Source organism: Dyadobacter sp. CY343, from assembly GCF_021390335.1.
Classification (GTDB): Bacteria; Bacteroidota; Bacteroidia; order Cytophagales; family Spirosomataceae; genus Dyadobacter.
This window is the reverse complement of the sequence record NZ_JAJUXK010000001.1, coordinates 362,871-374,878: the sequence shown is the minus strand read 5'-3', so window position 1 is coordinate 374,878 and position 12,008 is coordinate 362,871. Positions and strand designations below refer to the sequence as shown.

Below are 12,008 nucleotides of genomic sequence, written 5' to 3'. Positions count from 1 at the left end.
TCCTTCCCGCAAAATTACTGTACCACTATTCTCAAACTCTTCCTTCGCCGTTGCAGATCTTTATAACACAAAATATAAAAGCCCGGCGCAAAATATTCAGGAACAAATATTCGTGAAAACCCTTTTTTCGATGGTTTAATATCAAAAGCTACCGGAATGCCTTTCAATGAAATAAGCTGTAAAGTCGACATATCCATATTGTCTGTGTTAATGGAAAATGAATTTCCTGAGACTGGATTCGGCATTGCAATCGCTTCCGCAGGTAATTCTGGCACTTTACCTTCCCTGATCAATATATCATAGATCCGAATTTTCCCAAGTCCATTCCGAAACCTGAGTTCGAAATTGGAAAGCTTTGCGGTCGAGAATTCTGCATTTCCCGGATATGCAGTAGCACCTAAACAAACCGGCTCATTATCAACCCACAAATCGTAAGTACCGGAAGAAACTGCTCTTTCCTGCAAATCGCCCGGTATTTGATAGGTAAGCATTTCATTGGAATTATTTAATACCCAGGTGAGCGTAACGCGCTTTTTTATTGGAATAGATCTGCTCGTCCGCTGGGTTTCCGGGTCCTTGATGATCATCGAATCCTTTACAAAACTGACCGTACATTTCGAAAACATCAGGTCATTTCCGGGAAAAGAATTATTGACCGGATTGAAATTTTCACCAACATATAAGTAAATCGCATTCGCCGCGTCGGAGGGCAAAGATTCTGCACTGAGCGTAATTTGTACCATTAATGTCTGCGGACTGGGCTGAAAAGGCGTCGCGCGCATTGCTCTGATAATACCTCCCGTCGCAGAATCCTGCTGGGAACGTACCAGCTCCACATATCCTTTGTGAAATTTGTGATAGGAAAGCTGCGGGGCTGTCAGGATCATGTGGCTAAACTGGCCGGTATCAGGCAACGGATTGACAAGCGAAGTCGTTTTCGCAAAATCCTGATGGAAATACACGGTTTGCGCGTGACTGACTGAAAATACGGAAAGCACTACAATGAGTGCTTTCCGGACAATTCGAAATACTGGGTAGCGTGTTTGCATAAACAATTTGTGTTTATGCATTTAGACGCAACTTCTTTGTAATAGTAACTTAGTATTAAGTCTCTTTTTTTCAGCTTCGCAGAATATCGGATGCTATTTGGAAGCTGTCAGACTTTTTATCAAATCCGTCTCTTCTTTTTTGTATGGCGTTCCGTCTTTTCGGAAAATGTCATGAAACCAAAGTTCAGGCTCGCTGGTGTAGGTTTTTTTCCAGCTATCCCAAGGATAAATGGTTTGAGATTTCCCGCTCACCAGGCCCCAGTTGATCGCGCCTACATTGTATTTCTTCGCGATTGGCAAAGAACCTTTGAAGAAGCTGCCGTTGCCACGCGACATATATTCTGTGCAGATCATCGGGCGGTCATATTGCTGCAATTGTTTAATGCGTTTTTCGAAATCCGCAGCATCCTCGTAGTTGTGAAAAGTAACGATATCCGATTGGTCGATCATTACTTTCTCAATGGGTTTCAAAGTTTCATGCGAAGTCCAGTCTCCATTCCAAACGCCGGCTGTGAGTGGTTGCGAAGGATTAACGGTGCGTGCCCAGGCAAATGATTTTTCAAGCAAAGGCAGTACATAATCCACTTTATTGGGTATTTCGACTTTACCATAAGAGCTGGTATTCGGATTGTCCGGCTCGTTCCATATGTCCCATGCCAGCACGCGGTCGTCGTTTGCAAATGCAGCTACTGTACCTTTCACGTATCTTTCAAGTCGGGCATATTGCGTGCTGTCTTTCAATGCATTCAGCCCCGGACTTTGTACCCAGCCCGAATTATGAACGCCTGGCTTCGGTGAGCGTTGCGTACCCAATTTTGGAAATGGGTCCCAGCAGGAGTCGAAGAGAACGAGCATTGGTTTGATATTATGTTTTTTAGCGATATCTAGAAATACGCCAACACGCTTTACAAAGCCCGCAGAATCCTGTTGAAAAAGCAGATCGTGGAGATAAACGCGCATCGTATTCATGCCAATATTCTCGGCCCAGCCCAGCTCACGATTGATTGTTGCGGTGTCAAAAGACGCTTCCTGGAACATTTCAAGCTGATTAATGGCGGTACTTGGTAAAAAATCGGCTCCTACCAGCCAGCCTTGTTTAGCATACCATTCTTTCGCCTGCTCCTTGGTCCAGATCTCCCTAGCTTCGGATGTAGCCGTCGAGTCGGTTGATGCCTGGTTATCTTCTTTTTTCGGAGAACAATTAAAAAGCAGGAATGCGGCAAATACCGTGAGTACGGTTGATTTCAATAGTTTCATTTGTATTAAGGTTGTTTTTCTTAACTCTAAAAAACAAAAAGCGCAGAATCGATGATTCTACGCTTTGCACTGATATATAAGTAGCAATTTCTAATATTCCGACCTCACTTGCTCCACAAATTCTAACGGAACGTCTGCAAGTCTGGCGATTGTAATAAGGTCAAATGAAGTTTCCCGTAGCAAGTTTTGAACCAGCTTCATCTTGGCAAGATGTTCACCTTCTGCCAGGCCCACTTCCCGACCTACTTTCCTCCCTTCCGCCAACCCCTTTTCTCTCGCCTCCTGGTTTCTTATCTGCAAATATAATTCGTCGATTCCCATAGTTTTGTGCGTATTTATAGTGATGTTACTTATTTCCTTTTCAAACTTTTCCTCGAAATTTTCATCATTGAACTTCACATAAAGTTTCAGAAATTTCATCAACTTTCCAATTTTCCGCTTCGGAATTTGCATGGCCAGCAACCGCCTGGCTAAGGCCATTTTCAGTGAAAACAAATCTTCTTTTTGTAAGGTTTTACCTCGCATCGCTAATTTCACGACCAGCACAACATGTGCGAAAGGATTTGTGCTTTTCAGCAAATAATCTTCTGACTGATCGAGCACTTTGTAAGAATTGAATTCAAAACTCAGCCGAGTACCCAGAAAGTTTTGTTCAAATTTCGAAGGAAGAAAAGCGGCATTTTCATCTGTCAGAATAGCAAATGCAGTGATCCGGCGCCGGTAGTTGTCCCAGATCCTGTAATAGTAAGTGAACATTCGCTCCGAGAAAGTTTTGTCTACATAACCCTGTACCTCCACGTGAACCAGAATCCATTCTTCCTGACCATCAAGCAAATATACCTTTACAAGCTTATCTACGAACTTGACTTCATGCGCACAGCCGTCGGGCGGGAAGAGCTGTTCGAGCTCTTTGTCCAGATATTCAAAGCCTCTGCTGAAATCGAAAAATGCATTTGAATCAGGAAAGAAAAAGAGCAGGAAGTCTTCGAAAGTATCTTCTAGAATTGATTTCCACAGTATGTCATTTGTATACACAAAAAAAGAGGTTGTTTGAATTTAGACGTTCAAACAACCTCCCGGTCACAAAATATTTCTTACTAGATCTTCCCTAACTCAAAAAGCAACTTTTCTACGTCTTCGGAAGACGTAGCCGGGAAGTTGGCTATCCTTAGCTGGGAGTTTTTAAATTCCCCATAACCGCTCCCGATCACCATTCCTTTGTCCTTTATACTTTTTATGATATCCGATGAAGGCTGCTCTGTATCAGTAACGATCACAGTTTGCGAACGGAAAGCTTTTTCTTTTACAAACGGGGTAAATCCTGCTGTTCTGTCAATGAACTTGTAAATAGCTGCCGCTTTTTGCTCGGTTTGCTTACGGATAGTTTGGACCCCGATCGCATTGAAATCTTCCGCGATTTTACCCAACAAATAGATCCCCATTACATTCGGGGTAGCAGGAGTTTCGTTGTTCAAAGCATTTTTCCAAAGCGTCGGCAAATCATTATGCGCGCCTATTGAATATTGCTTTTTGATAGTTTGCGCTTTCGCAAGGCATTTTTCACTCACAATCCAGACTCCCAGGCCAGCCGGAAGACCAAACGCTTTTTGAACCGAAAAAAATGCAGTGTCGATCAGATTGTAGTCCAGATCAGGATAAGGCGCCGAGGAAACCATATCGACAGCGATCAGCTTATCAGGGTTTCTCTGTTTTAGCTTATGTATTTCACTAACAGGCATTTGAACACCGGAACTCGTTTCGTTGTGTGTAACAGCGATCAGCTCGGCATATTCGGGAACATCGATTTCCGAAGCCGAAAATCCCTGCCCCATTGGCTTTTCAAACTTGTGCGCATATTTGTTCAGCGCGCTGGAATAGTCGTAAAACTTCTTCGAAAACGAACCATTTACCAAATGAAAACTTTCCAGTTCCACGCAGCTGAAAAGAATGCGCTCCCATGCCTCAGAAGCCGATCCGAGAAACAGAATCGCGTGTGTTTCTGGTACGTTCAGCAACGTACGCAGCTGGTCGACGGTGAATTTGTGCAGATTCCGGTATTGCTGACTTCTATGACTGATCGCTCCAAGCTGATCGGCCACAAAAGTCTGCAAATGCTTTTCAAATGTTGGGTAAAGCTGGGCCGGGCCCGGTGTAAAAAACGTAAGTGGCATATTCGCTAATAAATGAACTGGCTTGAATCCTAATAAAGCATTCTGAAACGGATCGTACCTTCCAGCTCTTTCACTTCCTGTATAAACTCCTCTGTATAACCCTTTTCGATATCCACGATCACATAACCGATATGCTCGTTGGTTTTCAGGTACTGGCCGGTAATATTGATATTATTTTTGCCAAAAATATGGTTCAACTTCGCCAGAACGCCCGGTACATTAGCATGAATATGAAGCAAGCGATGCGAATCTTTCAATTTCGGTAACTGTACTTCCGGGAAATTTACACTTCCGTAAGAGCTGCCGTTATTCATGAATTCAAGCAATTTCGCAGGCACGAAATGTCCGATATTCTCCTGTGCTTCTTCGGTACTTCCGCCAATGTGCGGGGTCAATATCACATTTGGCAAACCTAAAAGCTCGCTTTTAAACAACTCGTCATTCGTTTTTGGCTCTTTTGGGAAAACGTCCACACCTGCGCCGGCAACCTGACCGCTTTTCACCGCATCTGCCAAAGCCTGGATATCTACCACGTGACCGCGCGACAAATTCAGGAATATGACTCCTCTTTTCATCAGGTCAAACTCACGTTTACCAATCAGATTCGTGTTTTCCTTGCGACCATCGACGTGCATACTGATCACATCTGCGATCGAAAGCAATTCTTCTAGCGAATTGAGTTTTTTGGCATTTCCGATTGAAAGTTTTTCAACCTCATCATAAAAATAAACCTCCATTCCCAAAGCCTCAGCCACAACCGAAAGCTGTGTTCCAATGCTGCCGTAACCCACCATTCCAAGCTTCTTTCCTCGAATCTCAAAACTTCCGCTCGCAGATTTATCCCAGATGCCCTGGTGCAGCTGGTTGCTTTTACCAACTATATTCCGGATTAGCAAAATCATTTCGCCCACAGCCAGCTCTACAACGGAACGTGTGTTACTATATGGTGCATTAAAAACCGCAATACCTCTTTTCGCAGCTTCTTCAAGATCGATCTGGTTGGTACCGATACAAAATGCCCCGATCGCCATCAGCCGGTTGGCATTTTCAAGAACACGTTTTGTGATATTCGTTTTTGAACGTATACCTATGATAGACACATCTTTAATACGCTCGCAAAGTTCATCTTCATCCAATGCGCCTTTCACAAACTCAACATTGAAACCTTCTGATTCAAAGGCTCTTAATGCAGCCGGATGCACGTTTTCCAAAAGCAATACCTTAATGCGGCTTTTTGGATAACTCTGACTTCTGCTTAATTTATTATCGTATAAAAAATCGTCAAAAGAAGTAGCAATATGATCTGCAACCGCAGTTACCCTCGGTCTGTCGACATTTTCAGTGAATGCATAAAAGCGACTTGCGAGGCCGGATGATTTCAATTCATAATCCGTATAACCATCCCCAATTGCAAAAATATCGCCCGCCAGGTTCAGGGAAGCAAGTACTTTAATCTTGCCGCCATCCATGGAAAGCGCGTTGTCCTCATCAATCCCTACTATATTATCCTCTTCGTCAAATAAAAACTCATTGGCGTAAACATGGTCGGCGCGAATGCCAAACTCTGTCGCTACCGGCACGATAAACTCCTTAAATCCGCTCGAAACGATGTATATCTGATCCGAATTCTCAGTGAGAAACTGAATATTCCGCTTGAAAGAATCCGAAACTTTTGTCTTTAAAAAGGTCACCAGCTCGCCGATATGCGAACGGTTTGCTTTCAAAAGCGCGATCCGCTGACGCAGTCCATCGGCAAATGACATTTCGCCATTCATCCCCTTATTGGTCAGATCAGCAATTTTTTGAACAACCTGATCTTGTTCAGGGTGCCCTTTCAAAGCGATCGCTGCAAGTTCGTCCAGTCCTTCTACTTTGGTAAAAGTGCTGTCAAAATCAATGATAATGTATGGTAACGGATTGAGTGTTAATGTGGACATGAAGCAGGAAATAACTGAATAATAATCGGGTCAAATGAAATAACGTCTGGCAGGGTCAGGATTTCTTTCGTGGCGCAAAATTACGAATCTGTTTAGATATGACCTCAACAAAATATACTTCGTATCAGTTTAAAATTCGGAGAGCAGGATTTGGAGGATGTTTGTGCCCCGAAAACTACAATTTCAAAAACTCCGCTGCCCTTTTTTCTGACCAGTAAAATTCGTCCGTCAGTTTCGAAGGACGGAATCCGCAGTGACCGCCCTCGCCGGATGCTACTAATGTTACTGACTCGTGATTTTTGAGGGTTTCGAGCGGGAGGCTTGAAAACGGGACAATAGGGTCGTTTTTTGCATTGATAATCATCGTCGGTACTGTTATATTTTTCACAAAATGCATGGAGCTGCATTGCTCATAATAATCGTCGGCGCCGCTGAAACCGTGTAGGGGAGCAGTGTAAATATGGTCGAAGTCGTAAAGTGTCTTTACAAGCTTTTTGTCGGACACTGATATTCTTTCCGGGTATAATGCGGCTTTTGCGGCTACTTTCGGGTTAAGTGTATTTAAAAACCGATGCATATAGACGCGGTTTTCACGCTTTATAATCGCCAGGCTGCAAGCTTTAAGGTCCATAGGAACACTAAAAACCAACGCTTTTTTGACACGCTGGTTAGGCTCGGGCCGGTTTTCACCCAGGTATTTCAATGTGAGATTTCCGCCAAGACTAAATCCAATCAAATTAATATTGTCATAGCCCCGATCTGCTGCATATTGAATCACGAGTTCCAGGTCCTCGGTCGCGCCGCTGTGGTAAAATCTTGCGGCATTGTTCATCTCGCCTCCGCAGCTCCGAAAATTCCAGGCAAGACAATCATAACCGAGCTGGTTCAAAACCTTTACCATACCCAGCATATATTGCCGGTTACTGTCCCCTTCCAGCCCGTGGGTCAGGATCGCGAGATGCTTTGATGAAGTATTTTTCGAGTAAGACCAGTCCAGATTCAAGAAATCTTCATCAGGAGTTACAATTTTTTCACGGAAATATTTCACGCCATTTACCTTCCTGAAAAGAGCAGGATAAATGCTCTGAAAATGCCCATTAGGCAGCCAATACGGGGAAATCAAACTATCAGTCTCTATTAAGGGCATGTGTCTTCTGGTAAATTATTAAGAACAATTCTAAGCAAATTTTCCATTTTATTCTTGTTTATATATTTTTTCTATATACATTTGATTTTTAAAAATATAAGATCAATTCTAATGGCAGAAGGCACAGTTAAGTTTTTCAATGACTCCAAAGGATTTGGATTCATCCAACCAGCATCAGGTGAAAAAGACATTTTCGTTCACGTTTCAGGTCTTCAAGACGATATCCGTGAAAACGACAAAGTGTCTTACGACGTGGAAAATGGAAGAAAAGGTCTAAACGCAGTTAACGTTCGCGTTATCTAAGTTTAGTCATAATAAGACATTTCGAAAGCATGCATCACTGCATGCTTTTTTTGTTTTTAGCCGCTTTCATTTTCAGCCCGGGATTCTGTCTCTACCCTGGCGCTCAAACATCCACTGCGGATATTCAGTTTTTAAAGCGCTGATTGTATTCAGCTTTTTGAGATCTTCCGGCGTTAACGTAATCGAAGTGGCGGCGATATTTTCTTTCAACTGCTCCGGTTTCTTTGCCCCGATTATCACACTGGTAACACTTTGCTGATGCAGGAGCCACGATAATGCGATCTGCGCCACCGAAACCGAATGTGCCTGAGCGATCGGCTCGATCACGTCAATAATATCGTACGCTTTTTCTTTATCTATCGGCGGGAAGTCGAAGTTATCGCGACGATTCTCACCAGTTGATTCATTGTTACGCGAGTATTTACCAGACAAAAAACCACCTGCCAGAGGGCTCCAAGGCATTAATGCCAGGTTCTGATCTTTCATCATCGGGACCAGCTCCCGCTCCAAATCTCTGCCTGCAATTGTGTAATAATGCTGACAAGCCACGAATTTTGTCCAGCCATTCTTTCCAGCAATTCCATTAGCTTTCATAATTTGCCAGGCTGCGTGGTTGCTTACGCCGAGATATCGCACTTTGCCCGACCGCACAATATCTTCCAGCCCGCGCATTGTTTCCTCCAGCGAAGTTTCAGCATCGACTCCATGCACGTAAAAAAGATCAATATAGTCAGTACCCAGCCTTTGCAGGCTTTCATTGACCGAATCCATGATATGCAGCCGCGACAAACCGATCTGATTTGCACCGGGCGCCATTCTGCCCCGCGCTTTGGTCGCGATTACAACATCACTCCTTTTTACGCCCAGGTCTTTTAGCGCCTGCCCTAATATTGTTTCCGATTTTCCGTAGGAATAGACATTAGCAGTGTCAAAAAAGTTGATCCCGCTATCGAGCGCCGTTTTTACCAACGCACTCCCCTCCTCCTGTTGCAACCGACCGATCGCCTCCCAATATCCTTCTCCGCCAAAAGTCATGGTGCCGAAACAAAGCTCCGAAACCAGCACGCCGGTATTTCCTATGAATTTGTACTTCATTTTTTGAGTTTATGAGTTTGGAGTTTAAAGTTTATGAGTTTAGAGTCTATGAGTTTAAAGTCTTAAGCCAAAAATCCACTCATGAACTCATAGACTAATAAACTCATAAACTCTACTCAAACAGATCTTCCGAGCGTTCCAGCATTAGTATTGAGGACTGCGGCACGATCACGTATTTTTGGCCGTCGTATTCCAGGTCAATTGCATTGCGCTGTAAATAGATCGCCAGGTCGCCCTCCTTCGATTGAAGCGGCATATATTTCACTTTCTCCTCCGTTTCTTTCCAGGGTTCGTCCTCGGTAGCGGCCGGAATCGGGTAGCCGGGGCCAACTTTTATCACATAACCCGACTGTACCTGCTCCTTTTCGGTAATGGTCGGAGGTAAATACAAGCCACTATTTGTCCGGTCATTTGGACTTTTAGGACGGATCAAAACGCGGTCACCCACAACTATTAAACTTTTCAACCGGTTATCAGAAGTCACTTCGTACATTTTAAAAACTTTAATCTTATCCGGACGGAACTCGTCCTCTGAACTGGCTAACAAATATTCAAAAGCATTTGTTTGCGGTTATACGTTCCTTTTCAGAATTGGAAGTATATAAATTGCTTCTCCGTGACCACGCCGAGCAGATAGGTCAAAAATGAGAGCAGGGGAAACAAGACAAAAAACAGAACCGTATTTCTGGTCGGTATTTTCTCGTAGTAATGTTCCTTCACGAGTAGAAAAACAATCAGAAAGGCGCAAAACCACATTTCTGTCGGGTTCAGTGGCGTTAAAATCTGGTCTGAAAACGAGAGGTTACCTATTTCTTTTAGTATTACCAAAGAGCGGCTGATAGAATTCCGGAAGAAAACCCAGGTAAGTGTGACCAGCGCGAATGTGGTCAGTATATTGATTATTCTTGTAAATAAATTATCGGGAACGCTGATATTCGCTTTCTTCATCCATTTGTCACGCAGGGAAGCTGAAATTTGATAAAACCCATGCAGCCCGCCCCAAACTACAAAACTCCAGCTGGTACCGTGCCACAAGCCGCTCACTAAAAATACGATCAGTTGATTGCGGTATTTGAAGAATTCACCTTTTCTATTTCCACCCAAAGGAATGTACAAATAGTCTCTGAACCACGTAGATAACGAAATATGCCACCTTCCCCAAAACTCGGGAATGGACCTGGCTTCATAAGGCGAGCGGAAATTGTCCATCAAAGTAAAACCCATTACCCTGGCCGCTCCGATCGCCATATCGGAATATCCTGAAAAGTCGCAATAGATCTGAAATGAATAGAATACTGTCGCTAAGAGCAATGTAAGTCCGTTGTGATCGGATCCTGGGTTATACGCGTGATCTACAAACAAAGAAAGCCTGTCGGCGATCACGATTTTTTTGAAGAGCCCGAATGCCATTTGCATTAAACCCGACTTAACCTGCTCGAAATCATATTTGAAATACGAATGGAACTGGAAAAGCATATTCTGCGGCCGCTCGATCGGGCCGGCTACCAGCTGCGGGTAAAACATCACGTACAATGCATATATCCCGAAATGCCGCTCCGCTTTTTGATTTCCGCGGTACACTTCAATGGTGTAGCTCATCGCCTGGAAGGTATGAAATGACAGACCGATCGGAAGCAGGATTTTCCCCGAACCAGTTGTAATCCACTCTACAACCTGCGTGGGCATTAATCTTGTCAGAGGCGGCACGAGGGGTCGCAGATCCAGACCTGCCAGCAAGCCATTTACCGAATCCTGCAAAAAATCGTAGTATTTAAAGAATGCAAGAATCCCGATATTGGAAATAAGACTGATGATCAGCAACAGTTTGCGCTGCTTCTGGTCTTTTGCTTTTTCAATCCAAATCCCTGCATAGTAATCAATTACAATAGTTCCAAACAGAATAAGGATGAATATCGGTTTGAAAACCATGTAGAAATAACAGCTCGCAACGAGCAGCAGGATCCAGCGGCCGCGCCACGACAGGCTGAAATACGCCAGCGTAACTACAATAAAAAATATAATAAACTGGATTGTGTTAAACAGCATCGGGCGAAGTGTACTCTCGGTTGACTATTTCCTCCTTAATAATAAATAAGGGGCGGTTTTTAGATTGAAAAAAGATGCGCAGCACATATTCCCCGATTATGCCGAGCGCAAGCAGCTGCACTCCGCTGAACAAAATAATCACAAAAAGCAGGGAAGTGAAACCTTCTATGACCTGGGCAAAAAACAGTTTCTTGACAACAACTATAATGAAGTAAAGCAAAGAGATCAGGATCGCCAAAACGCCGACCCGGCTCATAAACTTGACAGGAAACTCACTGAAATTAAATATCCCGTTGTAAGCCAGACGGAAAAGCTGTTTGAAAGAATATTTGGACTCACCTGCGGCCCGCGCATCCCGCTCATACTGGAAACCGGTTTGCTGAAACCCAATCCAGGACCGCATTCCACGCAGATAGCGACTTTCTTCCGGCATTTTTTTCATCACGTCCACTACCCGCCTGCTAACCAATGCAAAATCACCGCTATCGAGCGGAATATCTACGTAAGAAATCGATCTTAATATCCTGTAAAACAGATGATAACCTATCTTTTTAATAAAACTTTCTTTCCTCTTTTTTCGAACTGCGTATACCACATCGTTACCTTCCTTTAAAAGCCTGTAAAATTCTGGAAGGAGCTCCGGTGGATCCTGCAAATCACCGTCGATGACGAAAATTGCTTCGGTACCTTTGGCAGTCGAGATACCCGCCGTGAGCGCCAGCTGGTGGCCGTGGTTCCGGGAGAGAAATACGCCGTGATAACGCTCGTCTGTAAGTGCCAGTTGCCTGATCTTCAAGGCTGTATCATCCCTACTACCGTCGTCAATCAATACAACTTCAATAGTGAGCTCACTGGAATCCATTACTGCATTGATACGCTGAACGAGCAGAGGAAACGTTTCTGATTCGTTGTAAAGTGGCGCAACAATAGATATCTGTGGAACTTTCAATCTTTTCTGGATTTCAAATTTGGCAGTGGTCGCAAAAATACACGTTTCAGGCTA

Annotated in this window: 11 protein-coding genes; 1 reads left to right on the top strand and 10 read right to left on the bottom strand. The window is 43.8% G+C overall.

Features of this window, described 5'->3' with window-relative positions; genetic code table 11:
* Positions 1–14 precede the first annotated feature (14 nt).
* From LZG94_RS01470 to LZG94_RS01445, 6 genes are all read right to left on the bottom strand, one after another.
* Entirely contained in the window at positions 15–1,049 is a 1,035-nt protein-coding gene (locus LZG94_RS01470; RefSeq protein ID WP_233790181.1) for a T9SS C-terminal target domain-containing protein, read from the bottom strand.
* A gap of 93 nt (positions 1,050–1,142) precedes the next feature.
* Positions 1,143–2,306, bottom strand: coding sequence for a cellulase family glycosylhydrolase (locus LZG94_RS01465; protein WP_233790179.1), 1,164 nt, complete (start codon positions 2,304–2,306; stop codon positions 1,143–1,145).
* Between the two features lie 90 nt (positions 2,307–2,396).
* Positions 2,397–3,341, bottom strand: a complete 945-nt coding sequence (locus LZG94_RS01460; RefSeq protein ID WP_233790177.1) for a hypothetical protein — start codon at positions 3,339–3,341, stop codon at positions 2,397–2,399.
* A 62-nt stretch (positions 3,342–3,403) separates the two neighbouring features.
* Positions 3,404–4,477 (bottom strand): aminotransferase class V-fold PLP-dependent enzyme, encoded by a 1,074-nt coding sequence (locus LZG94_RS01455; RefSeq protein ID WP_233790176.1) that lies wholly within the window; start codon positions 4,475–4,477, stop codon positions 3,404–3,406.
* Between the two features lie 29 nt (positions 4,478–4,506).
* Positions 4,507–6,414: a phosphoglycerate dehydrogenase gene (gene serA / locus LZG94_RS01450; protein ID WP_233790174.1), complete on the bottom strand. Its 1,908-nt coding sequence runs from the start codon at positions 6,412–6,414 to the stop codon at positions 4,507–4,509.
* Between the two features lie 175 nt (positions 6,415–6,589).
* Positions 6,590–7,561 carry a YheT family hydrolase gene (locus LZG94_RS01445; protein WP_233790172.1) on the bottom strand — a complete coding sequence of 324 codons (972 nt, stop codon included), beginning with the start codon at positions 7,559–7,561 and terminating at the stop codon, positions 6,590–6,592.
* A gap of 111 nt (positions 7,562–7,672) precedes the next feature.
* Between LZG94_RS01445 and LZG94_RS01440 the strand changes: the two genes are divergently transcribed.
* Positions 7,673–7,864, top strand: a complete 192-nt coding sequence (locus LZG94_RS01440; RefSeq protein WP_031526203.1) for a cold-shock protein — start codon at positions 7,673–7,675, stop codon at positions 7,862–7,864.
* Between the two features lie 72 nt (positions 7,865–7,936).
* Here the strand turns inward: LZG94_RS01440 and LZG94_RS01435 are convergent, their stop codons facing one another.
* From LZG94_RS01435 to LZG94_RS01420, 4 genes are all read right to left on the bottom strand, one after another.
* Positions 7,937–8,959: an aldo/keto reductase gene (locus tag LZG94_RS01435; RefSeq protein ID WP_233790166.1), complete on the bottom strand. Its 1,023-nt coding sequence runs from the start codon at positions 8,957–8,959 to the stop codon at positions 7,937–7,939.
* 112 nt (positions 8,960–9,071) lie between these two features.
* Complete coding sequence (locus tag LZG94_RS01430) at positions 9,072–9,452, bottom strand: co-chaperone GroES family protein (protein WP_215234305.1); 381 nt, start codon at positions 9,450–9,452, stop codon at positions 9,072–9,074.
* 92 nt (positions 9,453–9,544) lie between these two features.
* Complete coding sequence (locus LZG94_RS01425; RefSeq protein WP_233790164.1) at positions 9,545–11,005, bottom strand: MBOAT family protein; 1,461 nt, start codon at positions 11,003–11,005, stop codon at positions 9,545–9,547.
* Entirely contained in the window at positions 10,995–11,954 is a 960-nt protein-coding gene (locus tag LZG94_RS01420; RefSeq protein ID WP_233790162.1) for a glycosyltransferase family 2 protein, read from the bottom strand. Before LZG94_RS01420 ends, LZG94_RS01425 begins: the two co-directional genes overlap by 11 nt.
* Positions 11,955–12,008 lie beyond the last annotated feature (54 nt).

What these genes read in the sequence shown, in the direction of transcription:
- LZG94_RS01470 (WP_233790181.1), bottom strand. Translation starts at nt 1,049, where the DNA reads ATGCAAACACGCTACCCAGTATTTCGAATTGTCCGGAAAGCACTCATT.
- LZG94_RS01465 (WP_233790179.1), bottom strand. Translation starts at nt 2,306, where the DNA reads ATGAAACTATTGAAATCAACCGTACTCACGGTATTTGCCGCATTCCTG.
- LZG94_RS01455 (WP_233790176.1), bottom strand. Translation starts at nt 4,477, where the DNA reads ATGCCACTTACGTTTTTTACACCGGGCCCGGCCCAGCTTTACCCAACA.
- serA (WP_233790174.1), bottom strand. Translation starts at nt 6,414, where the DNA reads ATGTCCACATTAACACTCAATCCGTTACCATACATTATCATTGATTTT.
- LZG94_RS01445 (WP_233790172.1), bottom strand. Translation starts at nt 7,561, where the DNA reads ATGCCCTTAATAGAGACTGATAGTTTGATTTCCCCGTATTGGCTGCCT.
- LZG94_RS01440 (WP_031526203.1), top strand. Translation starts at nt 7,673, where the DNA reads ATGGCAGAAGGCACAGTTAAGTTTTTCAATGACTCCAAAGGATTTGGA.
- LZG94_RS01435 (WP_233790166.1), bottom strand. Translation starts at nt 8,959, where the DNA reads ATGAAGTACAAATTCATAGGAAATACCGGCGTGCTGGTTTCGGAGCTT.
- LZG94_RS01430 (WP_215234305.1), bottom strand. Translation starts at nt 9,452, where the DNA reads ATGTACGAAGTGACTTCTGATAACCGGTTGAAAAGTTTAATAGTTGTG.
- LZG94_RS01425 (WP_233790164.1), bottom strand. Translation starts at nt 11,005, where the DNA reads ATGCTGTTTAACACAATCCAGTTTATTATATTTTTTATTGTAGTTACG.